Source organism: Phyllobacterium sp. NPDC097923 (genome assembly GCF_044760925.1).
In the GTDB taxonomy this organism is placed as follows: domain Bacteria; phylum Pseudomonadota; class Alphaproteobacteria; order Rhizobiales; family Rhizobiaceae; genus Phyllobacterium; species Phyllobacterium calauticae.
The window spans coordinates 744,455-769,575 of record NZ_JBIWBL010000001.1 but is presented as its reverse complement, the minus strand read 5'-3'; the positions used below and the strand labels follow the sequence as shown (position 1 = coordinate 769,575).

Here is a 25,121-nt window from a genome sequence, read left to right as displayed (position 1 = left end):
ATCGGCTTTCTGCAACTGTGAATGGACATCGGCACAAGGCTTGGGTTGCGCCGGGAGAATGTGCACAGACACCGCGCTTCGCACAAGAGCCAAAGCAGCGGACCTTGCATGGTTTTCCCGAACTTCGGGCGGGATCAGCGGTGCCGCCGCGCCTGAAATTTTGCATATTTCAGCGAAAACCTCGACCAATGTCTAATTGACGGCCTCCCACCCGATGTAGGAATATTATCCCTTTAAAGGATAGTATTCATGAATTTGCAGAATGAACATTCTTCCAGACACCTCCGGCTCCGCTGGCATCTTTCCGCCAACGCGCTCCAGCTCAAGGCGCTGAAACTCGCACCGCCCAACAGCCTGCGCAGCGATCAGTACCGCCAGCTCGACTATCAGCGCGCCTTGCTGGAGGCCGAACTCAGGCTGCAGGAGGAAATCGATCTTCTGCGGAAATACGATCCCGACCAGCCGCGCGAGCCAGCCGGAGTACCGGAGGGTGGACAGTGGACCGATGCGGCGGGCGCAAGTGCCGTACTGGGAGCAGCCGCGGCAGGTACCCATGCGCAGGGCTCTCAACCCGCTATACCAGCGCTTCGTAATCCCGCCAATACGCCAAAGCTGTCATCCGGAAATGTTCGTGGCATTGCCACTCTGTCAGCAATCGTGCCACGCATACGGTGGAACGACGACATTGGCAGTCAAGTCGAAGAATATAACGAACTGACCGCAGAAGTTGGGGACGATGCTCGTCTCGTTCCTATTATCGCGTCCCGTGCGCAAGCCTATACCAAGGGCAAAGACGACGCGAAAGTCTGGGCCGCCGTCGCGGCCCTCTCACGGGAAGAGGCGGCAAAATATTGCCCCAACTTCCTGAGAGTTCAGACCATGCTGAATGAGGCGGCGAGAGAAGCCGGACCGGTTTCCAATTTTGGCTCGACGACGCTTCGGGGTACAGCGATTCATTCCCTGCTCAAGCAGAAAGTCGAGAACATCGGAAGTCCCGACCTGCGCGCTGAAATATCCGCTCTTAAATCGCTCAGCGGATCACTGGCAGATCGCATTTATCCATCGCACAACGACCCATCCAGGTGGGCAAAATATGCGGGCAAGGGGACAATTCGCGTCGATGTCTATGACAGGGCCTCGGAAAAACTTGTCTGTGTCTATGACGCAAAAACCGGGAAAAGAGATATCACGGTTCCGCGGTTGGGTGAAATCGGCAGAACAGTCGCCAGGTATTTTGGCGAAGGCACACAATTCTTTGTCATGGGGATGAAACCGTTCGAATGACCACGATCACGCAAACCAAACAAGCCGTCCAGCCTCTGCTCGCTCGCCATTCTGATCTGGCGCTGGTGGGGCGATACCTCATCCTGACGCCTGTGCGGCATTTTGTTCGCGGCGTCTTCATCGATCGCAGCATCGATCAACACGCATTTGTGCCGACGCTGAGTGTCTGTCTTACATTTGATGGCGACACCGAACAGGGCATCGGCTGGGGTGACCGGTTCACCTACCGTTCCTTTGAGGACGCCGATCCTGACCTCGTCGATAAACGGAAAAACGACCCGCGCTTCGGCGTCTGGGACATACGCTATCCCGAGAATATTGAACTGATGCTGCGGTTCACCGAGGCGGCGTTGCAATCGTTACGCGCGATGGTCACGTTCGAGCAAATGATGGAGTTTGCCCGCCGCTACGAGAACAATCTGACGCCGTTTGAATTCATGTATTATCCACGGCTGCTAATGGCCGCAGCCACCGGCGATTTCGAGACGGCAAGATACATCGTCGGCAAAAGGGAGGGACTAAGGCAAAGCTTTGAGGTCCATTATCCAGCATTCTGTCCGGCCCTGCTTTCCGAAGACCGGGCGGCACTGGCCAAATGTCTGCATGATCTGGAAGCAAAGACAATCAAGAATCTCAAGTTCACAAAATTCTGGGAGCCAACGCCCTTCCCGCTGGAAATGGATGGAGGCTGATGACAACAGGCGCTGAAATTCGCAAGATGGTAAAACCATTGCTCGAACGTCACGATGATCTGGCGATGGTGGGGCGTTTCATGGTCGTCAAACCCATTCACCACCTTCGACGTGGAATTTATCTGGATTATTGCCGAACACCTTGGATGTTTGATCCGATAACCGTCGTGGATCTCCTAATTCCGCCAAGTGACGTCATCACGCTGGGGTTCGGTGATTTCCTTTCCGATCCCAAAACAGGATATTGGGACGCTACGAATCCGGACTCCGTTCAGCGGCTTTTCGATCTGCTCGAAGAAAAGATTCTGCCAAAGCTTCGTTCCACAACGACATTTGATCATTATCGAGAATTAGCGGCGCAGTACGAAGCTTCGGGTGACTATTATGACTGGGATCGCTTCTTTGAGATGCTGGTTGCGACAGCGACAGGCAATCTGGACCTTGCTCAATCCATCGTCGAACCATTGCCGGGCATGCAACACTATCTCGCGCGATTGGCGCCGTCTTTCTGCCCGGCCCTGCTGGCGCGAGACCGCGTAGAAATCGCCAGGATTCTGCACGAATGGGAGGCGTTGGCTGTCCAGAAATGCAAACTGGAGAAATTCTGGGAGCCAACGCCCTTCCCACTGGAACTGGAGGGCGCTCCGCCGGTCAGGCCGCCGCCAGGGCCTGGGTAAGGTCGGCGATCAGATCGTCGGGGTGTTCGATACCGATCGACAGCCGGATGGTCGAATCGAGCACGCCGATCCGCTGGCGCACATCCACGGGCACGCCGGAATGGGTCATGGTGGCGGGGTGGCTGGCAAGGGATTCGGTGCCGCCGAGGCTGACCGCCAGCTTGAGGATTTGCAGCGCATTCAGGAACTTGAAGGCTGCGGGCTGGCCGCCACGAATATCGAACGAGAAGGTGGAACCGGCACCGGTGCATTGCGCGGCAAAGGTGCGGCCGAGCGGTGAGTTCGCATCGTGATAGGGCAGGTAGTGGATTTTTTCCACTTTCGGATGATCGTGCAGAAAATCCGCGACGGCGAGCGCATTGTTATCGGCCTTTTCCATGCGGATGCTCAGGGTTTCCAGCGAGCGGCCAAGCATCCAGCAGGAATGCGGGTCGAGCTGCGTGCCGATGGCACCGCGCAGCGCCTTGACCTGTTTCATCACGGCCTTCGAGCCGAGCGCCGCACCGGCGATCAGATCGGAATGGCCGCCGACATATTTTGTCAGCGAGTACAGGGAGATATCGGCGCCATGCTCGATCGGGCGCTGGAAAACCGGTCCGAGCAGGGTGTTGTCGCAGGCGATCACCGGCGTGTGCCCCTGCTTTTTGCCGATGGCGTCGGCAATGCGGCGGATCATCGCCACATCGACCAGGCTGTTGGTCGGGTTGGCGGGCGTTTCGATGAGGATGATGGACACGCGGCCCCTGCTCATCGCCTCATCGGCGGCCGCCTGCACCGAGGCTTCGTTGACGCCATCGGCAAAGCCGACGGCAGCCACGCCCATATTGAGGAATGTCCTCGCCAGCAGGGTTTCCGTGCCGCCATAGAGCGGCTGCGAATGCAGCACCGCATCACCCGGGCGCACGAAGGCCAGCAGGGTCGTCGCAATGGCCGACATGCCGGAGGAGAACAGCGCGCAGCTTTCCGTGCGCTCATAGATGGCCAAGCGGTCCTCGACGATTTCGCTGTTGGGGTGGTTGAAACGCGAATAGACGAGGCCGGCACCGACGCCGGCCGGCGGCTCCTTGCGGCCGGAGACGAAATCAAAGAAATCGCGGCCTTCCTCGGCGGATTTGAACACGAAGGTCGAGGTCAGGAACACCGGCGGCTTGACCGCGCCTTCCGACAGTTCCGGATCGTAGCCATAGTTCAGCATCAATGTTTCAGGATGCAATTTGTGGTTGCCGATATGGGTTTTGGACGGATGGGGAGCGGCCATGCGAATCTCCTCGCGTGAGGGGTGGGGTGCTATCAAGCAAATTATATCAAATGCAGGGATCAATCCTTGCTTTTTACGATCAAATTGCATTGATTGACGCTAACAATTGCCATGAATGAGAGATTATGACACAGAAAATTGCTGACGAGACCGACCGGCGCATTCTCAGGGAATTGCAGGCGGATGCGCGGATCACCAACAACGATCTGGCCGAGCGGGTCGGACTGTCCCCTTCCCCCTGTCTGCGCCGCCTGCGGCGAATGGAGGAAGCCGGCATCATCCGCGGATACACGGCCCTTGTCGACCCGGTCATCGAGGGCTGGACCATGGCGGCCATCGCCACGATCCGGCTCAGCCGCCAGCATGAGGATGAGATCGTCATGTTCGAGGAGGCGATCCGCGGCTGGGATGAGGTGCTGGAATGCCACCTTGTCACCGGTTCACGCGATTATGTGCTGAAAGTCATGAGCGCCGGGCTGGAACAATATGAGCGCTTCATCAAGGAGAAGATCGCCCGGCTGAAATGCGTCGCCTCCATCGAGACCAGCTTTGTCATGAACACGATCAAGGAGCGGCGGGTCTAGGTCATTCAATCCCAAAATGGGAATTTTTACTTGTTCCCAATATGGGAAGCTGCTATACATGCCTGATGCAGATCATAGCCAAGAAAGCACTGCGGGCATTTTGGCTGGTGCACAATCAGGCTGAAGTACCCTTAACGGCTTGGTATGTGGCTGTGAGCAGGGCTGAATGGAAAACACCGGCGGACGTAAAAAAGCAATTCGGCAACTCTGTCGACTTTGTCCGCGACAACAGGGTGATCTTTGACATTGCCGGCAACAAGTACCGCCTTATCGTGCATGTCGCCTACCCGTTCAAACGTGTGCTCATCAAATTTGTCGGCACGCATAAAGAGTACGATGCTATCGACCCGGAGACTGTGTGATGAAAAACATTCGGCCGATCAAAACTGAAGAAGACTATGACTGGGCGATTGGTGAAATCACGCACTATTTCGACAATCAACCCGAGCCGGGAACACCTGAGGGTGACCGGTTCGACGTTCTTGCAATTTTGATCGAAGCCTATGAAGACAAGCATTATCCCATTCCGGCATTGGACCCAATTTCCACCATCGCCGCGCACATGGAAATGGCCGGGCTGAATCGCCGGGCCCTGGCAGAGGTTCTTGGCTCTGCGCCAAGAGCCTCTGAAGTCATGGCCAGAAAGCGCGCGCTAACGATGGATATGGTGTTCAAGCTTAATCGCGAATGGCATATTCCTGCCGAACTTCTCGTACAGCCCTATCATCTCGTGCATGATGAGAAGAAGGTTCAAAGAAGAGCCTGACCGCTCCGATCAGTCTTCCCCCGGAAACCTCATCAACACATTATCCGGCTTCGCCAAGCAGCTCTGCAACGTCGCAATGCATTGCCGTTGCAACCTGCTCGGCGGTTTCAAGCGTAACATTCGTCCGGCCCGCTTCCATGATGCTGACATAAGCCTGATCTGCGCCAATACGCATCGCCAATTCTTCCTGCGAGATGCCGAGGGATCCCCGTCTTTCCTTCACAGCCAGACCAAATCGCTTCTTGATATCCATAAGAGGCAGGAAGCCACGCGTCAGATAATATCCGTCCGCGTGATCTGGATGCCAAAGCCTTCGAGACCGACATAGTGCCGCTCACGGGACGACAAGAGACGGATCGAGGTGATGCCGAGATCTTTCAGGATCTGCGCGCCAAGGCCGATCTGGCGCCATTCTTCCTCGCGCACCTTGGCTTCCGCATGCGCCTCGCGGTCCTGCAGCGTGGCGCGGTTGCGGTCGTCATCGCGGCCGACGCCGACGGAGCCCTCGCGCAGGTAGACGATGACGCCGCGCTTTTCCTCGGCAATGCGCTTCATGATGCTGTCGAGCGTGTTGCGCGCGCCAAAGACGTCGCTGAGAATGTCCTCGCGCTGCAGGCGCACAGGCACATCCTCGCCGTCGCGGATATCGCCGAAAACGATGGCGGCATGGTGCATGGGCTCCCATGGCAGTGCATAGGTGATCGCCTTTGCCTGTCCGGCGCAGGTATCGATCTCATATTCGCCGATGCGCTCGATCAGGGTTTCCTTGCGCTGGCGGTAGGCGATGAGATCGGCCACCGTCACCTGGTGCAGCTTATGCGTCTCGGCAAAGCTTGCCACCTGCGGGCCGCGCATCACAGAACCGTCGTCGTTGACGAGTTCGCAGATGACGCCGACCGGCGGCAGGCCGGCGAGCTTGCACAGGTCAACGGCGGCTTCCGTGTGGCCGGAGCGCATGAGCACGCCGCCCTCGCGCGCGATCAGCGGGAAAATATGTCCCGGACGCACGAAATCGGCAGCGCCGGCATTGGGATTGGCGAGGTTGCGCACGGTCAGAGTGCGGTCATCGGCGGAAATGCCCGTGGTGGTGCCGTGCTTGTAGTCGACGGTCACCGTGAAGGCGGTGGAATGCGGCGCGTCGTTCTCGGCCACCATCGGCGCGAGATTGAGGCGCTTGGCGTGGTCGCGCGGCATCGGCGTGCAGACGATGCCGGAGGTGTGGCGCACGATGAACGCCATCTTTTCCGGGGTGCAATGCACCGCCGCGACGATCAGGTCACCCTCGTTCTCGCGCCCGTCATCATCCATGACAACGACGATTTCACCGCGTTCGAATGCACGCAGCGCATCGACGACCCGTTTCTGATTGTAAGCCATGTATGCGCCTCTTGATTAGATGCTTTAGATGCGGCCGGTCTGGCCGCGATGTCTGAGATAATGATCGGCAATCGCGCAGGCAACCATCGCTTCGCCGATGGGAACAGCGCGGATGCCGACGCAGGGATCGTGCCGACCCTTGGTCATCACATCAACCTGTTTGCCATCGGCATCGATGCTCTGGCGCGGGGTGAGGATGGATGAGGTGGGCTTGACGGCAAAGCGCGCGACGATGGGTGCGCCGCTGGAAATGCCGCCGAGAATGCCGCCCGCATGATTGGACAGGAAAATCGGCTTGCCGTGATTGTCCATGCGCATCTGGTCGGCGTTTTCCTCGCCGCTGAGCGTGGCCGCTGCGAAACCATCACCGATTTCCACGCCCTTCACCGCATTGATGGACATGAGATAGCTGGCAATATCCTGATCGAGCTTGCCATAGACGGGCGCACCAAGCCCCGCCGGTACATTGTCAGCGACGATTTCAACGACGGCGCCGATGGAGGAACCCGCCTTGCGGATACCGTCGAGATATCCGGCGAAGAGGTCGACGGAGCCGGGGTCAGGCGTGAAGAACGGGTTGTTGTCCACCTCGTCCCAGTCCCAGCGGTCACGGTCGATCGCGTGAATGCCCATGCCCACCAGCGCACCGCGCACGATCAGGCCGGGGACGACCTTGCGGGCAATGGCCCCGGCGGCAACGCGCGCCGCGGTTTCCCGCGCCGACGAGCGCCCGCCGCCGCGATAGTCGCGGATGCCGTATTTGACGTCATAGGTGTAATCGGCGTGGCCGGGACGATACTGGCGGGCGATATCGCCATAATCCTTGGAGCGCTGGTCCGTGTTCTCGATCATCATCGAAATCGGCGTGCCCGTGGAGATCATGGTGACGCCGTCATCCTGCAGCATGAAGCCGGACAGGACTTTCACCTGATCCGGCTCGCGCCGCTGGGTGGTGTATTTCGACTGGCCGGGCTTGCGCTTGTCGAGATAGGCCTGAATCTCGGCTTCGGTAAAGCTGATGCCGGGCGGACAGCCATCGACCACGCAACCAAGCGCGATTCCATGGCTTTCACCCCAGGTGGTGACACGAAAAAGATGACCGAAAGTATTATGCGACATGAGATTACCCGGCGTTATGTCAGGGGGTTTTATGAGCGTTTACGCCTGTGGTCAAACCCGCCGCTGAAATTCCTTCGTCCACCACGAAAAAAGCAATTGTTTTGCCACAAATGCGCGCTTTAAGGTGACGGACAAATCGGCCACCAGATTTTGATTAAAGAGGATATCAAAATGCGTTTCATCGTCGCGACCTTCATGTTCGTCGCTTCCCTGCTTCCGGTCGGCGCGCTCGCTGACGATGCGCAGGGCACCATTACCAAAATCGACGAAGACAATTCGACGATTACCCTCGACGATGGCAAGGTCTACAAGCTGCCGGGCGAATTCGACTTCAGCGCCATCGACAAGGGCATGAAGGTCACGATCATGTTCGATCTGGTCAACAAAGAGCGCTTCATCACCGATATCGAAGAATCGGTGCAATAAGCACCTGTTCGTCACAAGCCGAGGCCTGGATGGTTACATCCAGGTCAGATTGCCCTTCTCAAGGCGCAGAATTTTATCCTGGGTGATGGCAAGGTTCGCCGCATCGTGGCCATCAAGGCCCTCCACCATCTGGAAAATCGTCCGCATGCAGCCGCCATGCGTCACGCATACGGTTGGCTCCCGCACTTCTGACAGCCAGTTCCCTATCCGTATCGCCAGAATGGCGTAGCTTTCGGCGGTAGGTCCCGGCGGCACAAAGTTCCATTTATCCCGGGCCCGTGCGGCCACAAGGTCGGGAGAACGGGCTTCGATGTCTTCCAGCATATAACCTTGCCAAGCGCCGAAATTCACCTCCATGAGGCGGGCATCGGTGCGGTAGGCCCAGGGATCGATCCCCATGCGGGTTCTGATGCGCTCCATCGTATCGCGCGTGCGGCGCAAAGGGCTGGCGACAAAGTCGAAACCCGCGCCCTCCCCGATCAGCGATTTGAGCATATCGCCATTGCGTGCGGCCTGCTGCTGGCCGCGCGCATTGATATCGACGTCTTCCTGCCCCTGGATTCGCTCGGACACGTTCCAGTCCGTCTCGCCGTGACGCGAGAAATAAACAATCGAGTCCGGCAGATGCACTTTGGAGCTAGTCCTTGACGACAGAGATATCCGGCGCGTCCACAGCCTTCATGCCAACGACATGATAGCCGCTGTCGGCATGGTGAATTTCGCCCGTGACCGAACGGGACAGGTCGGAGAGGAAATACAGGCCCGCATCGCCGACTTCCTCGATGGTAACGGTACGGCGCAACGGGGCGTTGTACTCGTTCCATTTGAGGATGTAGCGGAAATCACCGATGCCCGACGCGGCCAGCGTCTTGATCGGACCGGCGGAGATCGCATTGACGCGGATATTGTCCGGGCCGAGATCCACTGCCAGATATTTCACGCTGGCTTCCAGCGCCGCTTTGGCAACGCCCATGACGTTGTAATTCGGCATGACCTTTTCCGCGCCGTAATAGGTCAGCGTCAGGATCGAGCCGCCATCGGTCATCAGCTTTTCCGCACGCTTGGCAACGGCCGTCAGCGAAAACACCGAAATCAGCATGGTCTTGGTGAAATTCGCTTCCGATGTATCGACATAGCGGCCGGTCAGTTCGTCCTTGTCGGAGAAACCGATGGCATGCACCAGAAAGTCGATCTTGCCCCACTTCTCTTCCAGAGCGGCAAAGCACGCATCGATGGTGGAGGCATCCGAAACATCGCAATGGCCGCAGAGAAAAGCCCCGAGTTCCTGCGCCAGAGGCTCGACGCGCTTCTTCAGCGCATCACCCTGATAGGTGAAAGCAAGCTCGGCACCGGCATCATGGGCCGCCTTGGCAATGCCCCAGGCGATCGACCGATTATTGGCAACGCCCATAATAAGTCCGCGTTTACCTTGCATCAAACCAGTTTTGGCGGTCATTTACCAACCCTTCACGAAAGACATATGATTGATTTGCGGTATCGCACAGCCCGCGCCGGGCTTCAAGCATCGTGTCAGTTTCGTCAAGGATTTTCGGGAACCGTTGATTTTCAGAGACTCGAATCGCGCAGAAATGCTTCCAATGCCGCATCACCATGCTCGGGCAACATGACGCGAACATGAACAAAGAGATCGCCGTGACCATCCGGCTTTTTCGGCAAACCCTTGCCTTTCAGGCGCAAAACCCGGTCAGAACTGGTCCATGGCGCTATTTTCACCGCCACACGGCCATTCAGGGTCTCGACTTCCTGCCGGGAACCGAGTGCCGCATCGCGCAATGACACCGGCAGGTCGAGATGCAGGTCGTGGTCTTCCACCTTGAATTTCGGATGCGGCCTGAAACGTATCGTGACCAGCGCATCGCCGGGTGTTCCGCCGGGAATGGCCTCGCCCTGCCCCTTCAGGCGAATCGTTTGACCATTTTCAACCTGCGCGGGCAGCTTGATCGCCAGCCTTTTACCGTTTGGAAAAACCGCCTCAACCTTCTCGGCGCCGACAGCCTGCTCAAGCGTCACGTCGATAGTGGCCTGGAGGTCCGTGCCCTTGCGTGGGCCTGCGCGGCGCTGTCCGCCGCCGAAAGCGCCGGCGCCCTCGCCGAAGAGGCTGCTTAGGATATCTTCAGCGCCAAAACCGGCCGTGCTGCGGTAGTCGAATCCTCCGGACCGCGCACCGCGTGCACCGCCAAAACCGGCGAAGGGATCGCCGCCGCCGGAAAACCCTTCGAAACCCTGCGGCGCCCGCTGCTTGCCCTCGGCGTCGATCTCGCCCCGGTCAAACTGCCCGCGACGGTCCTTGTCGCCGATGATCTCATAGGCCTGGTTGATCTCGGAGAAATTTGCCTGCGCCTTCGGGTCATCCTGGTTCTGGTCAGGATGATATTTCTTGGCGAGCTTGCGAAACGCCGACTTGATTTCTTCAGGCTTCGCCGTCTTGGCGACGCCCAGCACGGTATAAGGATCGCGCATGTGTGTGCCCTTCCTAGTGGAACGAATGTGACATTCGCATATTCCTCGTCATGTACAATGGGATGCGAATGTCACATTCGTTCCACTGGCATAAACGGGGTGCGTTGGGGATTTGCCCGTTATATGCGCATCGATAGGAAGAAATTCCAGACTTTCTGTCAAGAAATCTGCAATCGCTGCCCGGTTCCATCGAAAATATCATTCAGTTGCAGAGAATCAAATCGGCGCGAAGGATTTCAGCGTCCATTGTCCGCCGTCCTGCATGCAGGTCTCACCCTTGTAGAGCATGACCCCGTCAAAAGATTCGCGCGATGTCTGGAATTCACGGCAGAGCCCTGTCTCGGTCTTCTTCTCGGCGATTGCCGTGATCGTGCCCTGACTGCCGGTCTCCGGATTGGACCATGGCAGCGGCTTGTTGCCCCATTGGGTGAAGTTCAGGGCAGACACGATATTGCGGACCGTCGACTGGTCGGCGGCACCCTTGGCATCCACCTGCGGCGCCGGAGCAACCGAACCCGTCACCGTCGCCTTGTCCGGGACCGCGTTCTCGACGCTGAAGCTTTTCATGGCACAGCCGGAGAGAAGACAGAGCACAAAAACAGCGGCGAACGGCGCAGTCCGCACCGGAATTTTCGCCCCAAGGTTCTTGATATCTGGTATTGCCAATGCCAAACGCATATCTCTCTTTAACAAGGTCAACCAGCTATGACTATGGGTGAAATGAAGTTAACAACCGGTGACTTCACAGAAAAAACCGAACCCTTCGCGCTCTTCGACGAATGGCTCAAAGATGCAACCAAATCCGAGCCGAATGACCCGAATGCTGTTGCTCTGGCAACGGTGGATAGTGATGGCCTGCCGGATGTCCGCATGGTTCTTCTTAAAGGTTTTGACGAGCAAGGCTTTGTTTTTTATACAAATTTTGAAAGTCAGAAAGGTCAGGAAATACTGGGCTCAATGAAGGCCGCCATGTGTTTTCATTGGAAAACGCTGCGCCGTCAAGTGCGTGTGCGCGGTCCCGTGGAAATTGTCAGCGATGCGGAAGCCGACGCCTACTACGCCACCCGCCCGCGCGGCAGCCGTATCGGTGCCTGGGCATCCAAGCAATCGCGGCCGCTGGAAAGCCGTTTTGCCCTGGAAAAAGCCGTCGCGGAATACACTGCCCGCTATGCCATCGGCGAGATACCCCGGCCCGCCCACTGGTCGGGCTTCCGCATTCGCCCGACATCCATCGAGTTCTGGCATGACCGGCCTTTCCGCCTGCACGACCGCGTGGTTTTCAGCCGCGCGACGCCGGATGGCGACTGGGGCAAAACCCGCTTGTACCCATAGGGCTCTTCAGCCCTTCTTGCGCGTCAGGAAGGCCATCAGGGCACCCCGTGCTTCTTCCGACTGGAGCCGTTCCGCAAAATGCCCGGCTTCCAGTTTGATGCGCTCGACCGTTTCGGCGCGCGGCATGCGCAGGAGATCGCGCGAGATCCGCATGGCTTCCGGCGGCTTGGCGGCAATTTCCGTCGCCACGGCCAGAACAGTGCTTTCCAGCTGGTCCGCCTCGACGATCCGGTAGACAAGACCGGCGTCCTTCGCTTCGGCTGCGTTCAACCCGGCGCCCATCGCCAGGAAGGCAAAGGCCTGCTGACGGCCCATCAGGGCAGGTCCGAGCAGGCTCGAACCCGCTTCGGGTACAAGACCCAGATCGACGAAGGGCGTTTTGAACAGGGATTGCGGCGTGGCGAAGGTCAGATCGCAATGGAAATTGAGCGTCGAGCCGATGCCGATGGCAAGCCCATCCACACCCGCCACAACCGGCTTTCTGCTGTTGGTCAATGTGATGAGGAAGTCAACAACTTCGGTGCCCATCGTGCCCGACGTGGCAAAGGCCATGAAATCCTGCAGATCATTGCCGGAGGAGAAGGCGCCCGGCACCCCCAGGAAAACATGGGTGCGGATATCCGGATTCGCATCGCCTTCCACCAGCGCTCCGGTCATGGCCGTATACATGGCCCGTGTCAGGGCATTCTTCTTGTCCGGGCGGTTCATCCGGATGGTCTGGACGGCGCCATGGCGCTCGATGACGATATGATCTGACATGAAGTTTCCCTATTGCAATGCGGCGCGGGCACCGAGCAGGCTCGGCGCACCGTTGATGACGCGATCTCTCAGCGCCGACGTTTCGTTGAGAAGATTTTCGGCAAAGAACCGCGCAAGAGCCGTCCGGCCGGCATTGTCGCCACCCAGCGCGCCCTTGGCGAGGTAGGTTGCACCGGCAGCAAGGCCGAAGAGGCGCAGATAGGGCGTCGCTCCGGCAAGCGCATTGCTGATGTCACCGCCGGCAAGGGTCCGCTGCAGCCAGAGCGTCGTTGCCTCCAGATCGTCAAGACCGGCCTGCAGGCGCTCCGCCGTGTTGCCGAAATCGGTGCTGTTGCTCAGCGAAACGGCTTCGGCCACCGTGCGCAGCTCGGCGATATAGGCCTTGGCGTGGTTGCCGCCATCGAGCGGCAGCTTGCGCTGGACGAGATCGATGGCCTGAATGCCGTTGGTTCCCTCATAAATCGGGGCAATGCGGGCATCGCGCAAAAATTGCGCCGCACCAGTTTCTTCGATGAAGCCCATGCCGCCGTGAATCTGGATACCGATCGAGGCAACGTCCACACCCACATCGGTGGAAAACGCCTTGGCGACCGGCGTCAGCAGGTTGGCGCGATCCGCCCAGTGCCTTTTGTCGTCATCTGCGCCGGTCCGCGCCATATCCAACGCGTGGGCGCAGGCATAGGCGATGGAGCGGGCCGCGCCGGTCAGGCCCTTCATGGTCAGGAGATTGCGCTGCACGTCAGGGTGTTCGATGATCGGGCTCATGCCTTCGCCGGTCCAGCCTGGCGCGCGCATCTGGCGGCGCTCCTGCGCATAGACCAGGGATTTCTGATAGGCGGCCTCGGCAACCGCCACACCCTGAATGCCCACGGCCAGCCTTGCATTGTTCATCATGGTGAACATGCAGGCCAGACCGCGGTTTTCTTCGCCGATAAGCCAGCCGATGGCCCCCGGCTTCGCATCCTTGGCAAAACCATCGCCATAGATCATGGTGCAGGTGGGCGAGCCGTGAATGCCCATCTTGTGCTCGACGCCGCTGCAGAACACATCATTGCGGGCGCCGAGCGAACCATCGGCATTCACCAGGAATTTCGGCACCAGAAACAGCGATATTCCCTTGGTTCCCGCAGGCGCATCGGGCAGGCGCGCCAGAACCAGATGGATGATGTTGTCCGTAAGGTCATGCTCGCCATAGGTGATGAAAATCTTCTGACCGAAAATACGGTACGTGCCGTCATCGGCCCGCTCGGCCCGCGAGCGCAATGCTCCCACATCGGAACCGGCCTGCGGTTCGGTGAGATTCATGGTTCCCATCCACGCGCCGGAGACGAGCTTTGGCAGATAGGTGTGTTTCAGATCATCCGTCGCGTGGGCTTCGAGCGCCTCGATGGCGCCGAGCGTCAATGTCGGCCCGATGCCAAAAGCCATGGAACCGGAATTCCACATTTCCAGCGCCGCCACCGCGAGCATCATCGGCAGACCCTGTCCGCCGAACTCTTCCTTGCCGGTCAGGGCGTTCCAGCCGGCACCGATCCAGTCGCTGTAAACATCTTTCCAGCCGGGCGGCATGGTGACTTCGGCATCTTTCAGCGGTGTTCCGTGCTTGTCACCAACCTCCAGGAGCGGCGCAACGCGCGTGGACGCGAATTTACCGGCCTCTTCCAGGATGGCATCGACCAGATCGTCGGAAAGATCGGCAAAACGCCCGGCAGCGATGGCCTCGTCCAGACCGGCAATTTTCTTCAGTGTGTGTGCGATTTCCTCGACGGGCGCCCGGTACATTGATCACAAGTCTCCTCATCCAGTGATGCTGCGTCGTTGCGGATAGACATTGCCGCCCCCAGCCTGGCAAGGCAAGTGGATTTTTACGTAAACGTAAGAAAACCTGACCTTTGACCCTTCAGCGGCGCGGTCTGTTTGGCACCGCAGATACATGATCCCGCGACTCCGACAGGCGTTCTCGCCGATCAACCCTTGTGCTTTACGGCATTTTAACCATGAACCAGCGATCATGGGCGCTTGTATCCGAAGCAGCAGACCACGAGGTGTGAAGGGACAGGCATTTGACAATCCGAGCGCAGGTTTTCGCCCTTGCTGCCCTTGTCACCGCGTTGATGTCCAGCGCCCCTTCCCGTGCGGACTCCCAGTTCCAGATCCCCTGGTCCAACCAGCAGCGCGCCATCGTTCTCGACGGCTATGAGCACAATTCATTCAATCTCCCGGAAATCGTCAAGGATCCGCGCATTGCCGCCTTCATTCACAAGGCATCCGATGGCATGCCTGCCGCCTATCATTGCGGACGCATTGCCGATGTGAAGGATCAGGAAATATGCCGCCGCATCTGGCGCAACTACGCGGTGTCGCGCGAGCTCTACCAGACACGGCGCGTTCTGGCCAAAGCGCTCGGCCTGAAATGGGGCTCCTACCACCTGGCCCGTCCCGGCAACCCGCTAGAACAGGCGAACCATTTCATCGATTATGCCGAGCCGACCAGTGACGAGTTGATGGCCATCGATATCGAGGACAATGACCCCGCCCGGTTCATGTCGCTGGCGGACGGCGAGATATTCGTCGCCCAGATCAAGCTGCGCACCGGCCGCTATCCCGTGCTCTACACCAATGGCACCACGGCCAAATATATTGCCGATCACCGGCTGGCACTGCCGATCCTGTCGCGCCTGCCGCTCTGGTATGCGCGGTATGAAACCGACATCGCCCCGCATTTCCCGAAAGGCAACTGGCAGGACTATGCGCTCTGGCAATTTGCCTCGCAGAACAATTGCAGCAAGACACGCTGTCCCTACCGGCCCAATGGCACGAACCGCGACATCGATGTGAACATCGCCGATATGACCGTTGCGGAACTGAAACGCGCATGGCCGTTCGACACCCTCGTACCGGCGGTGCTGCCCGACGACATGCCGAAACCCGGCGAGCGGCCTGCCTTACCCAGCGATATTCTGATGGCGTCGATGGAGCCGCCGCTTGTCGATTATAGCGGGTTGCGGCAGATACCGGACCTGCTCATCGCCGCTGCGAAAGGATTGGCTGCTACCGTGCAAGCCTCTATCGATGGCCCCGGCGACACACCGCAGGCGGTCGATACCATGGTGACGGCGTCTGTCATCCGTATTGCCAAATCACATCCAAGCGAAAAACTGACACTGGAAACGATCGGGACCAGCCTGCGAGAACCGATGACAACATCCGATGACCACCCGGACAGCCATCTGATCGCCGGCTTGGTCGGTTTCTGCTTTGATGAAACCAGCACGGGCATGAGCCATCTGCCGGCCTATGCCATGCAGCGCTGACCTTCAGAGAAAAGCAGGCACGCGAGCGCATGCGCCTGCTTCAAAGCTCATCCGCGTGTTTGCGCAATCTCAAGAAAAAACAACGTCATCCGGCGAGAGATCGGCAAGAGACACATGCTCGATCAGAATGCCGCTGGAATCGCCGTCAAAGCTGACATAGACGCCGTCAGCCGTGTCGTGCGACGCGGCGAGAAAACTGTCGAAATCGTGAATGCCGGTGCTGCCCGCGGTGAAATCGCGAAGATTGATCACATCGCCTTCCGCCACATTGAAATCCGCGATGTGGTCAACACCGCCAAGAGTTTTCGCATCGAATATGAATGTATCCGCGCCCGCGCCACCGAAGAGATGGTCCGTGCCGGTACCGCCATCCAGGAAATCGTTGCCCGAGCCGCCCTTGAGGATGTCGTCACCCGCACCGCCCAGCAGCGTGTCATTGCCGTCGCCGCCATTGAGCGTATCGTTGCCTGCACCGCCATCGAGGTAATCATTGCCGCGGCCGCCGAAAAGAACATCCTTACCGTCACCGCCCCAGATGCGGTCATCGCCATTGCCGCCGTCGATGTAATCGTTGCCGGCATCGCCATGGATCTCATCATTGCCGCCGCCGCCGAACAGCGTGTCGTTGCCATCGCCGCCAAATATGCGGTCATTGCCGTCGCCGCCTTCGACGCGGTCGTCACCTGCGCCGGCGTTGACATCGATATGGGAAAAATTCGTCGCAATGATCTTGTCGTTGCCAGCTCCTGTCGTCAGCTCAAGCCGCTCCAGGTCGATGAAATAGAGATGATTGGCCGGAACCGTCGCATCCCCGAAAAAGAGGTGGCCGCTGGAACCGTTGAACGTGACCGGTTCGGCAGAGTGGGAAAGATCGACCGCAAGGGTGTCGATACCCGCGCCGCCGCGCGCTGCGCCACCAACGCCGTTGAACACCAGCCGGTCGTCTCCATCACCGCCTTCAAGCTGGTCAAAACCGCTCGAACTGGTCAGAATGTCATTCCCGGCCCCGCCATAGAGAAAGTCATTGCCCGCGCCGCCGTCGAGAATATCATTGCCGCCAAGACCCCAGAGATTGTCGTTCTCGTCCGTTCCGTGCAGAACATCGCTTGTGCCACCACCCACTATTTTCGCCATCGAAATGATCTCCCAAAAAGCCTGTGATGGCGGAGTATATGTAAGGACATGTGACAAGCAAGTGTCGTTTTATGAAAACAAAAAACAATATGTATACTATTTTTACTTGTAAAATATTTCAAATTTATAAGTAAAATTTACAATGCCTTCAGGTCGACGCGCACGCATGAATTTTTCTCATCCGGACCTCCTGCCGCCTTCGCGGAAGATGTGTGCAAGGTCCGTTTTGCGCAACGGCCACATCCGGATTTTGACCAGAGGTGACCGGCATTTTCCCGGAGTTATCCACGCTAAAAACCGATATTAAGCATTTGTTCAGGTTAACAAGACATTCCGGAAATCGTGAGAATTGCAGCTGATCAAAGGATGCTACCTTTGCGCGATCAGCCCCAATCCACAGTTTCACAATGAGATAATGACCCCACGCAGCGCCCGCGCCCAAAACCGTATCCTGATCATCATGGCCTGTTTCATCGGGATTTTCTGCATTATCAGCGGGCGGCTGGTCTTTTACGGCATGAAGGACGATCCGGTGGATTTCAATGGACCGACGGGCTCCATTCTGGCCTCCCGTCCGGACATTCTCGACCGCAATGGTGCGGTGCTGGCAACCGATATCAACACCGTCTCGCTCTATGCCGAACCGCGCAAGATCATCGACCCGGATGAGGCGTTCGAGCTGCTTGCCACTGTCCTGCCCGATCTCAATTTCGAGCAGACCTACGCCCGCCTGAAGGGCAAGGCCGGCTTTGCCTGGCTCAAGCGCGGCCTGACACCGAAGCACAAGAGCCAGATCATGGCGCTGGGCATACCCGGGATCGGCTTTCGCACGGAGAAATCTCGCTTCTATCCCGGCGGCCCGACGGCGGCGCATATTCTCGGCCTGGTCAATGTCGACAATCAGGGCATTGCCGGCATGGAGAAATATATCGACTCGCAGGGTCTGTCGGACCTGCGCGATGTCGGCCTTGCCCATGCGCGCAAGCTCGCACCGGTCAAGCTTTCCATTGACCTCAGAGTCCAGCACGTGGTGCGCGACGTGCTGGTCAATGCGGTCGAACGCTACCGCGCCATTGCAGCGGGCGCCGTGGTGCTCGACGCCGATACCGGCGAAGTCCTGGCGATGGGTTCGGTGCCGGATTTTGATCCGAACAATCCGTTCAACGCGCTGGAGAAGGACCGGCTCAACCGCATGTCGGCCGGTGTCTACGAGATGGGCTCGACCATCAAGACCTTCACCACGGCCATGGCGCTCGATTCCGGCAAGGTGGATCTCAACAGCACCTTCGACGCCACCCGCCCAATCACCATCGGCCGCCAGACCATCCACGATTTCCACGGCAAACGCCGCGTGCTGACTTTGCCGGAAGTATTCCTGTTTTCCTCCAATATCGGTTCAGCCAAGGAAGCGGATGTGGTCGGTATCGAAGGGCATCGTGAATTCCTGGTCCGGCTCGGCCTGCTCGACCGGATGCAGACGGAATTGCCCGAGGTGGCGCGGCCGACAGAGCCGAAAGTATGGAAGAAGGTCCACTCGATCACGATTTCCTTCGGCCATGGCATGGCCACCACGCCGCTGCAGACCGCAGTCGGTGCCGCAGCCCTGCTCAACGGCGGCATGTTGATCGCGCCGACATTCCTGCCGCGCGGCATTGAAGAAGCGCGGACCATGGCCAAGCGGGTGGTCAGCAAGAAGACCAGCGATGATCTGCGCTATCTCTACCGGCTGAATGCCCAGAAGGGCACGGGCGGCTCCGCCAGCCGGACGCAGGTTCCCGGATATCGCGTGGGCGGCAAAACCGGAACCGCCGAAAAAGTCGTCAACGGACGCTATTCGAAGGACGTGCGCTTCAACACCTTCATCGCCGCCTACCCCATCGAGAACCCGCGCTATGTCGTGCTGACAATCATCGATGAACCCAAGCCCGTCGACGGGCAGGTCGCCGCCGGCGCCGGCCTCAACGCGGCACCGATGGCCGCGGAAATCATCCGGCGCTCGGCCAATATTCTCGGCGTGCTTCCGGTGTTCGAGACGGCAGAGGATTAGGCCGGGATGGCCTTGAACATGATCGTGGTGGCGTCGAGATGATCCTTGAACGGATCACGGCAGTAGTCCGGAATAATCCCGGCAATCTGATAACCCAGACCCAGGTAAAGCGGTTCCGCCTTGTCGCCGGTCCGCGTGTCCAAGGTGATCAACCCCCGTCCCAACCGGTGCGCCGCACTTTCCAGCTCGACCATCAACGCCTTGGCGATTCCCTGGCGGCGGAAATCCGGATGCACCATCACCTTGCGGATTTCGGCCCGGTGCGGCTGATTGGGCGGCGTATCGTAATCAAGCTGGCCGGTTCCCGCGATCCTTCCGTCTTTACGGACCACGAGCAACAATCGTTTGCCCTGCCGGACCGCAGGAAGCACGCTCATCATCCAGAACGCCTCCGCGTCCGCTTGCGAGAACGGCAAGACAAAGCCGATGCTGGCACCGCCATGCACACAGACATGCAGGAGCGCGCCGAGCGCCTGCGCATGGGCCTCGATGTCATCGGCATGAAAAACAGCACTATCGTTGGTCAATGGGGCCTCACAGCATGAAAAGCACATAGCGTGCACCGGAATGTTCGGATGTGGCGAAGGCGCTGGGCCCGAACAGCTGATAGCGCAGGCAGTCGCCGGGATTGAGAGCATGGGTCTGGCCATCGACGGTCACCTCAAGCTGGCCTTCGATCAGCAGCAAATGGTGTTCGAGACCCGGCCGTGGCGGGTTGTCATAGGAAATGCTGGCGCCCGGATCGAGTTCGCATTCCAGCATCTCTCCCGCCAGGGTCTGCGCCGGCGGCGATACGGAACGGCGCTTGAAGCCGACACTCGGATCAATCCACACGGCTTGCGCATCGCGGCGGATCAGCGGTGCGAACTCATCCTCGACCATATGCATCAACCGCGACATCGTGAGGGCATAGGTGGAGCACAGCTTGCCGAGCACCTGGGCGGTGGGGCTGACCTCGGCATTTTCGAGCCGGGACAGCGTCGCACGGCTCACCATGCTGCGGCGGGCAAGCTCATCCAGCGACCACTCGCGCTCCGCCCGCAATGCTTTGAGGCGCTTGGCGATGCGTTGATCCATAGCAGCGGTATCAATCGAGACATTTTCCATATATGAGAAATTATCTCTATATAGGAAATATGTCAACCGCGTCTCATGGAGGTATTCCGGATGTTGGCGCCGCTTGTGTCCCAATCGATGGGCGCTTAGCATCTCATCACATCCTATCAAACTGCGCCGGAGTTCCCCGCCATGCACATGCTTCATCACATTTCGCTCGGCGTTGCCGATATCGAGCGCGCGGCATCTTTTTACGACGCGGCGCTTGCCCCGCTTGGATATGTCAGGGTCTGGGAGGATTTGCGGCCGGGTGAAGCGGATCAGGCGGTCGGCTATGGCGCGCCGGGTGGCGGCGACAAGCTGGCGATCAAGCATCGCCCGGAGGGCCAACACGCGCCCGGGCCCGGCTTTCACCTTGCCTTTGCCGCACCGGATCGGCGAGCTGTCGACCGGTTTCATGCGGCGGCTCTCAGCCATGGCGGCAGCGACAACGGCAAACCCGGCTTGCGGCCTCATTACGGCGCGCATTATTACGCAGCCTTTGTCATCGATCCCGACGGACACCGCATCGAGGCCGTTTTCAATCAACCGGAATGATCGGAGAGACGGATGGGCGACATGACACCCCGGCCAAAACCGAATGCCGCTTCCGCCCGGACACTTTTTGTCTATAGTTCCAGTTCCATTCCCCTGGGACCCACGTCCGGAGCAGCACATGCCATCCACCGAACTTTTGATCGCTTTTTTCATCACCACGGCGATCTTTGCCTATATTCCCGGCCCCGCCATGCTGTACGCGGCGGCACAAACCATTGCGCGCGGCCGCTGGTCCGGGCTGATGGCGGCATTCGGCATTCATCTCGGCGGCTATGTGCATGTGTTTGCTGCGGCGGCCGGATTGTCGGTGCTGTTCCATGCCGTGCCGGTGCTTTATCTCGCGGTCAAATTCTGCGGCGCGGCCTATCTGGTCTGGCTTGGCATTTCGCTGTTTCGCGCCAAGGTCAATGGCGATGTCACCATGCCGGGCGTGGAGCAGAAATCCGCCCGCCGCGCCTTTCTTGAAAGCATCAGCGTCGAGGTTCTTAACCCGAAGACGGCGATTTTCTTCATGGCGTTCCTGCCGCAGTTCATCGACACCTCGGCGGCGTTTCCGGTCTGGCTGCAGTTCGTGCTGCTCGGAACCATGGTCAATCTGATGTTCTCTTCCGCCGATCTGGTCTGCGTGATCCTGGCGGGAGCCGTGGTCACGCGCCTGAAGCGCTCAAGCCATGCCCAGCGGCTGATGCAGCGTGCCGGCGGAACAATCCTGGTGGGGCTCGGCGTTCATCTCGCCCTGCAGAAGAGCTGATCTAGCCTCGTCCGTCCGGATAGACCGCCGGTCCCTTGATCTCGATCTTGTTGCCGAAGGGATCGCGGATGTAAAACGAGTGTCCCATACCGCGGGCGCCGCCATGCATCGCCTCCCGCTCGATCTCGACCCCATGGGCATCGAGATGGGCGCGCAGCGCTTCATGATCGAACGGCCCGGTTGCGATGCAGACATGATCGACGTTGCGCCCGCCCGTCACCGGCGGAACAGCACTGGCGGCGCCGGGGTGGGTCATGTCCCACAGGACGATCAGCGCCGACCCGCACCAGACCTGCTCCATCCCGAGCGCCGGATAGATATAGCCAGGCCGGCAGCCGAGAACCTCGTAGTAGAATTTCAGCGCGGACGGCATGTCATCGACGAGAAAGACCACATGATCGATGCCCACCAGAGAAAACGGAACACTCGTTGCCTGCATGGATGTCTCCTCGGGTTCTGATATCCTGGGTGTGAACCGTATCCCGTAAAGCAAAATCCGGAACGCCCCTGCCAAGGCGCTCCGGATCTGGGATACTCAAAGGGCCTGTTCAGCGGCCGTCGGGGGTTTTTGTACCGCCCCATTTGTCCTTCACGGCGTCAAAATGCTCTTCCGGCTTGTATTCGGCAACCTGCAGGCCAACCTGCTTTGCCGTCAGGCGGCCCATGGCGGAAAGAACCTGATAGCTGCTGACGACGCTGTCATGCTCCGCCTGCACCAGCGCGAGCTGGCCTGTGATGACATCGGCCTGAGCATTCAAGACGTCGAGGGTGGTGCGCTGCCCGACCTTGCGCTCTTCGATCACGCCATTGAGCGCAAGCTGGGCTGCGGCCACAACGCTCCTCTGCGCCACAATCGAGGCTCTCGCGGCATCCAGTTTTGACCAGGCGGCCGCAACGGCCTGACGGACGCTGTCTTTCGACACATCCACCTCGATGCGCCGCTGGCCGAGATTTTCCTTCGACTGGCGCACTGTTGCCGCTGTTCGACCGGCCCCATAGATCGGAATCGTCACGTTCAGTTTGGCCGATGCTGCGGAATTGTTGGGTGAGGTCGCCGATCCGCCCTGGAAAAAATCCGTCCGGCTGAGCGTTCCCGTGGCGCCGGCCTGCGGCAGCAGCACACCCTCGTTCACCTTGACCTGATACCCGGCAACATCGGTGTTGAGTTTCGCAGCCCCGATCAGCGGATGATTGGCATCGGCGATGGAATAGGCCTGATTGAGCGATTTCGGCAAGGATTTGGCGGTTGCCGCCGCAGTCAGAGACCCTGGAGTAGCCCCGACGGTCTGGATGTAGGTGGCTTCGGCAATCTTCACATTGGCACGGGCGGTATTGCGGTCGTTGACGGCTGTCGCCTGCGATGCTTCTGCCTGGGCGACGTCGGTGCGGGTGCCCTCGCCCACATCGAACCGTGCACGGTTGGAGCGCACCTGCTCGTTGAGGAATGCCAGGTTCTTTTCGCGCAGAGCAACAATCTGGCGGTTGAGGTAGACATCCATATAGGCCTGCACGGTCGTCGCCAGAATATTCTGCTCACTGCCGCGCAAGTTTTCGCGGGCCGCAAGCACACCGGTCTCTGCCGCCGCAACGTTGTTCCTGGTCTGGAAACCATCGAACAGCATCTGGTCAACCTCGACACCTTCGGTGGAGGAGCTTTTCGTTACTGCCCTTTGGCCATCAATTTTGCTGCGCTCTGTATTGACCGAGACCTGGCCGGTCACCCTCGGGCGGTAACCGGATTTGGCAATCGCCACGTTCTCGTCCGTTACCCGGACGCCCGCGCGGTTCGCATTCAGCGTCGAATTGTTCTGATAGGCCTTCGACATCGCGCCGAAAATCGTTTCGGCCATGGAAGGCGTTGCTGTCAGAACCGAAGTCATCAGCAGGATCGCAGTGAGGCTTCGCTTGGCTGTTATGGACACGGTGAATTTCTCCGACAGTTTGAACAGAGGACTCGGCTCAGCGAACCGTTCGTTCCGATTTGCATGAGACATTGCGCTACGAACCGCCGATGTCAATGTTGAAAACCGGATGAACGGCGTTTTTACTATACCTCACCCTTCTCGCGGGCGATAGCGCGCCAGCCGATATCACGCCGGTAAAAGCCTTCCGGCCAGTCGATCCGGGCAATCGCAGCATAGGCGGCGTCCTGCGCCTGCTGCACCGTTTTGCCGCTCGCTGTGACATTAAGCACACGCCCGCCATTGGCGACAAGCGCGCCGTCTTTCTCGGCGGTGCCCGCATGGAATATTCTTACCGTATCCGATTGCGCCGCATCGGCACCCCGGATCACGCTGCCCTTCTGCGGAGATGCTGGATAGCCCTTTGCGGCCATGACGACGGTCAGCGCCGGATCGTCGTTCCAGCGCACCGACATCTGGTCCAGCGCGCCATCGGCGGCTGCCTTCAACAGGAGAAGCACATCGTCCTTCAGCCGCAGCATCAGCACCTGTGTTTCCGGGTCACCGAAGCGGGTGTTGTATTCGATCAGCTTCGGGCCGTCCCCGGTGATCATCAGGCCGGCAAACAGCACGCCGCTGAACGGCGCACCAATTTCCGCCATGCCGCGCATAGTCGGCTCGATCAGCTCGCGCATGGTGCGGTCGATGATCGCCTGCGTCATCACAGGTGCGGGCGAATAGGCGCCCATGCCGCCGGTATTGGCACCGGTATCGCCGTCGCCGACACGCTTGTGATCCTGTGCCGTGCCGAAAGGAAGGGCTGTCTTGCCATCGCAGAGGCAGAAGAAGCTGGCTTCCTCGCCATCGAGATATTCTTCCACCACCACTTCGGCGCCGGCGCCACCGAAGGCACCGTCAAAGCAGGCATCCACCGCGTCGAGGGCTTCCTGCACGGTCATGGCCACCACGACGCCCTTGCCTGCCGCCAGACCATCCGCCTTGACCACGATGGGCGCACCCTGCTTTTCCACATAGGCCCGGGCGGCTGCAGCATCGCTGAAGCGGCCATAGGCACCGGTCGGGATGTTGAAGCGGGCGCAGAGATCCTTGGTGAAGCCCTTTGAGCCTTCAAGCTGCGCAGCCGCCTTGGACGGGCCGAATACGGAAATGCCTGCGGCGCGCAGATCGTCGGCGATACCGGCAACCAATGGTGCTTCCGGGCCGACAACCACGAAATCAACCGCTTTTTCCTTGCAGAATGCAACGATGGCGGCGTGATCGGCCGGATCGAGCGCCACGCATTCGGCCTCATGCGCAATGCCGGGATTGCCGGGAGCGCAGTAGAGCTTTGTCAGCACAGGAGACGCCGCGATCTTCCAGGCCAGAGCGTGTTCGCGGCCACCGGAACCAATAAGCAAGACGTTCATCGTTTTCTGCTCCGTGCATGAAGGGGTTGCTGTGTCGGTATGGCGTCGGGCGCGAAGGGTCAAGCGCGCAATCACAGATTTGCCCCGAATTCAGGCGTAATTTACTTGACTGGCGCAGCGCCCGCTGCAAGGTCACGCC

The 25,121-nt window shown here is 59.2% G+C and carries 27 protein-coding genes and 1 pseudogene; 12 read left to right on the top strand and 16 right to left on the bottom strand.

Annotated features, from left to right (window positions below; genetic code table 11):
• Window positions 1–249: 249 nt before the first annotated feature.
• The 3 genes from ACIQWS_RS03890 to ACIQWS_RS03880 are packed head-to-tail and all read left to right on the top strand — an operon-like array spanning window position 250 to window position 2,653.
• Window positions 250–1,284, top strand: coding sequence for a hypothetical protein (locus tag ACIQWS_RS03890; protein ID WP_403170375.1), 1,035 nt, complete (start codon window positions 250–252; stop codon window positions 1,282–1,284).
• Entirely contained in the window at window positions 1,281–1,976 is a 696-nt protein-coding gene (locus ACIQWS_RS03885; protein WP_403170372.1) for a hypothetical protein, read from the top strand. Before ACIQWS_RS03890 ends, ACIQWS_RS03885 begins: the two co-directional genes overlap by 4 nt.
• A complete protein-coding gene (locus tag ACIQWS_RS03880; RefSeq protein WP_403170369.1) occupies window positions 1,976–2,653 on the top strand; it encodes a hypothetical protein in 678 nt (225 codons plus the stop codon). The genes ACIQWS_RS03885 and ACIQWS_RS03880 overlap by 1 nt, the downstream gene beginning before the upstream one ends.
• Here ACIQWS_RS03880 and ACIQWS_RS03875 read toward each other — a convergent pair.
• Window positions 2,628–3,911: a cystathionine gamma-synthase family protein gene (locus tag ACIQWS_RS03875; RefSeq protein WP_403170367.1), complete on the bottom strand. Its 1,284-nt coding sequence runs from the start codon at window positions 3,909–3,911 to the stop codon at window positions 2,628–2,630. The two genes, ACIQWS_RS03880 and ACIQWS_RS03875, sit on opposite strands and share 26 nt — an antisense overlap.
• 125 nt (window positions 3,912–4,036) lie before the next feature.
• On the opposite strand from ACIQWS_RS03875, the gene ACIQWS_RS03870 reads away from it, so the two are divergent.
• From ACIQWS_RS03870 to ACIQWS_RS03860, 3 genes are all read left to right on the top strand, one after another.
• Complete coding sequence (locus ACIQWS_RS03870) at window positions 4,037–4,495, top strand: Lrp/AsnC family transcriptional regulator (RefSeq protein ID WP_229490883.1); 459 nt, start codon at window positions 4,037–4,039, stop codon at window positions 4,493–4,495.
• A gap of 65 nt (window positions 4,496–4,560) precedes the next feature.
• On the top strand, window positions 4,561–4,857 hold the full coding sequence (locus tag ACIQWS_RS03865; protein ID WP_403170363.1) for a type II toxin-antitoxin system HigB family toxin: 297 nt from the start codon (window positions 4,561–4,563) through the stop codon (window positions 4,855–4,857).
• Entirely contained in the window at window positions 4,857–5,261 is a 405-nt protein-coding gene (locus tag ACIQWS_RS03860) for a type II toxin-antitoxin system HigA family antitoxin (protein WP_403170360.1), read from the top strand. Before ACIQWS_RS03865 ends, ACIQWS_RS03860 begins: the two co-directional genes overlap by 1 nt.
• Window positions 5,262–5,301: 40 nt before the next feature.
• On the opposite strand, the gene ACIQWS_RS03855 is transcribed toward ACIQWS_RS03860, so the two are convergent.
• The 3 genes from ACIQWS_RS03855 to aroC are packed head-to-tail and all read right to left on the bottom strand — an operon-like array spanning window position 5,302 to window position 7,757.
• Window positions 5,302–5,514, bottom strand: a complete 213-nt coding sequence (locus ACIQWS_RS03855; protein WP_403170357.1) for a helix-turn-helix domain-containing protein — start codon at window positions 5,512–5,514, stop codon at window positions 5,302–5,304.
• Window positions 5,515–5,534: 20 nt separating this feature from the next.
• The gene (gene ribB, locus ACIQWS_RS03850) at window positions 5,535–6,638 is read right to left on the bottom strand and encodes a 3,4-dihydroxy-2-butanone-4-phosphate synthase (RefSeq protein WP_229490889.1); all 1,104 of its coding nucleotides are present in this window, start codon (window positions 6,636–6,638) and stop codon (window positions 5,535–5,537) included.
• A 24-nt stretch (window positions 6,639–6,662) separates the two neighbouring features.
• On the bottom strand, window positions 6,663–7,757 hold the full coding sequence (aroC, locus tag ACIQWS_RS03845) for a chorismate synthase (protein WP_403170353.1): 1,095 nt from the start codon (window positions 7,755–7,757) through the stop codon (window positions 6,663–6,665).
• Window positions 7,758–7,928: 171 nt separating this feature from the next.
• Between aroC and ACIQWS_RS03840 the strand changes: the two genes are divergently transcribed.
• The gene (locus ACIQWS_RS03840) at window positions 7,929–8,183 is read left to right on the top strand and encodes a DUF1344 domain-containing protein (protein ID WP_182547647.1); all 255 of its coding nucleotides are present in this window, start codon (window positions 7,929–7,931) and stop codon (window positions 8,181–8,183) included.
• Window positions 8,184–8,216: 33 nt separating this feature from the next.
• On the opposite strand, the gene ACIQWS_RS03835 is transcribed toward ACIQWS_RS03840, so the two are convergent.
• The 4 genes from ACIQWS_RS03835 to ACIQWS_RS03820 all read right to left on the bottom strand — a co-directional run bounded on the left by ACIQWS_RS03835 (window position 8,217) and on the right by ACIQWS_RS03820 (window position 11,231).
• Window positions 8,217–8,807, bottom strand: coding sequence for a histidine phosphatase family protein (locus tag ACIQWS_RS03835; protein WP_403177464.1), 591 nt, complete (start codon window positions 8,805–8,807; stop codon window positions 8,217–8,219).
• A 13-nt stretch (window positions 8,808–8,820) separates the two neighbouring features.
• Window positions 8,821–9,639, bottom strand: a complete 819-nt coding sequence (gene fabI, locus ACIQWS_RS03830) for an enoyl-ACP reductase FabI (protein WP_091880942.1) — start codon at window positions 9,637–9,639, stop codon at window positions 8,821–8,823.
• A gap of 110 nt (window positions 9,640–9,749) precedes the next feature.
• Window positions 9,750–10,664 (bottom strand): DnaJ C-terminal domain-containing protein, encoded by a 915-nt coding sequence (locus ACIQWS_RS03825; protein ID WP_403170348.1) that lies wholly within the window; start codon window positions 10,662–10,664, stop codon window positions 9,750–9,752.
• Between the two features lie 216 nt (window positions 10,665–10,880).
• Complete coding sequence (locus ACIQWS_RS03820; RefSeq protein ID WP_223611556.1) at window positions 10,881–11,231, bottom strand: RT0821/Lpp0805 family surface protein; 351 nt, start codon at window positions 11,229–11,231, stop codon at window positions 10,881–10,883.
• Window positions 11,232–11,375: 144 nt separating this feature from the next.
• Here ACIQWS_RS03820 and pdxH point away from each other — a divergent pair, with 144 nt between their 5' ends.
• The gene (gene pdxH, locus ACIQWS_RS03815) at window positions 11,376–11,996 is read left to right on the top strand and encodes a pyridoxamine 5'-phosphate oxidase (protein ID WP_403177461.1); all 621 of its coding nucleotides are present in this window, start codon (window positions 11,376–11,378) and stop codon (window positions 11,994–11,996) included.
• 6 nt (window positions 11,997–12,002) lie between these two features.
• Here pdxH and ACIQWS_RS03810 read toward each other — a convergent pair whose 3' ends face one another.
• Window positions 12,003–12,755, bottom strand: coding sequence for a crotonase/enoyl-CoA hydratase family protein (locus tag ACIQWS_RS03810; RefSeq protein ID WP_403170345.1), 753 nt, complete (start codon window positions 12,753–12,755; stop codon window positions 12,003–12,005).
• Window positions 12,756–12,764: 9 nt separating this feature from the next.
• Complete coding sequence (locus ACIQWS_RS03805; protein ID WP_403170342.1) at window positions 12,765–14,537, bottom strand: acyl-CoA dehydrogenase; 1,773 nt, start codon at window positions 14,535–14,537, stop codon at window positions 12,765–12,767.
• A gap of 281 nt (window positions 14,538–14,818) precedes the next feature.
• Here ACIQWS_RS03805 and ACIQWS_RS03800 point away from each other — a divergent pair, with 281 nt between their 5' ends.
• On the top strand, window positions 14,819–16,069 hold the full coding sequence (locus ACIQWS_RS03800; RefSeq protein WP_403170340.1) for a glycoside hydrolase family 25 protein: 1,251 nt from the start codon (window positions 14,819–14,821) through the stop codon (window positions 16,067–16,069).
• A 69-nt stretch (window positions 16,070–16,138) separates the two neighbouring features.
• Here ACIQWS_RS03800 and ACIQWS_RS03795 read toward each other — a convergent pair whose 3' ends face one another.
• On the bottom strand, window positions 16,139–17,203 hold the full coding sequence (locus tag ACIQWS_RS03795) for a calcium-binding protein (RefSeq protein ID WP_346307638.1): 1,065 nt from the start codon (window positions 17,201–17,203) through the stop codon (window positions 16,139–16,141).
• 433 nt (window positions 17,204–17,636) lie between these two features.
• Here ACIQWS_RS03795 and ACIQWS_RS03790 point away from each other — a divergent pair.
• Window positions 17,637–19,250, top strand: a pseudogene (locus tag ACIQWS_RS03790) (peptidoglycan D,D-transpeptidase FtsI family protein); the annotation flags it as partial.
• Here ACIQWS_RS03790 and ACIQWS_RS03785 read toward each other — a convergent pair.
• Both ACIQWS_RS03785 and ACIQWS_RS03780 read right to left on the bottom strand, forming a co-directional pair.
• The gene (locus tag ACIQWS_RS03785) at window positions 19,247–19,777 is read right to left on the bottom strand and encodes a GNAT family N-acetyltransferase (RefSeq protein WP_346307639.1); all 531 of its coding nucleotides are present in this window, start codon (window positions 19,775–19,777) and stop codon (window positions 19,247–19,249) included. The pseudogene ACIQWS_RS03790 and the gene ACIQWS_RS03785 sit on opposite strands and share 4 nt — an antisense overlap.
• A 7-nt stretch (window positions 19,778–19,784) precedes the next feature.
• On the bottom strand, window positions 19,785–20,327 hold the full coding sequence (locus tag ACIQWS_RS03780; protein ID WP_403170335.1) for a helix-turn-helix domain-containing protein: 543 nt from the start codon (window positions 20,325–20,327) through the stop codon (window positions 19,785–19,787).
• Between the two features lie 177 nt (window positions 20,328–20,504).
• On the opposite strand from ACIQWS_RS03780, the gene ACIQWS_RS03775 reads away from it, so the two are divergent.
• Both ACIQWS_RS03775 and ACIQWS_RS03770 read left to right on the top strand, forming a co-directional pair.
• Window positions 20,505–20,903, top strand: coding sequence for a VOC family protein (locus ACIQWS_RS03775; protein ID WP_346305770.1), 399 nt, complete (start codon window positions 20,505–20,507; stop codon window positions 20,901–20,903).
• Between the two features lie 118 nt (window positions 20,904–21,021).
• Window positions 21,022–21,654 (top strand): LysE family translocator, encoded by a 633-nt coding sequence (locus ACIQWS_RS03770; protein WP_346305756.1) that lies wholly within the window; start codon window positions 21,022–21,024, stop codon window positions 21,652–21,654.
• Window position 21,655: 1 nt separating this feature from the next.
• Here ACIQWS_RS03770 and ACIQWS_RS03765 read toward each other — a convergent pair whose 3' ends face one another.
• The 3 genes from ACIQWS_RS03765 to purD form a co-directional block, all read right to left on the bottom strand.
• Window positions 21,656–22,093, bottom strand: coding sequence for a VOC family protein (locus tag ACIQWS_RS03765; protein WP_346305757.1), 438 nt, complete (start codon window positions 22,091–22,093; stop codon window positions 21,656–21,658).
• A 109-nt stretch (window positions 22,094–22,202) separates the two neighbouring features.
• Window positions 22,203–23,534, bottom strand: a complete 1,332-nt coding sequence (locus ACIQWS_RS03760) for a TolC family outer membrane protein (protein ID WP_346305771.1) — start codon at window positions 23,532–23,534, stop codon at window positions 22,203–22,205.
• A 167-nt stretch (window positions 23,535–23,701) separates the two neighbouring features.
• On the bottom strand, window positions 23,702–24,982 hold the full coding sequence (gene purD, locus ACIQWS_RS03755; protein WP_346305758.1) for a phosphoribosylamine--glycine ligase: 1,281 nt from the start codon (window positions 24,980–24,982) through the stop codon (window positions 23,702–23,704).
• Window positions 24,983–25,121: the final 139 nt, after the last annotated feature.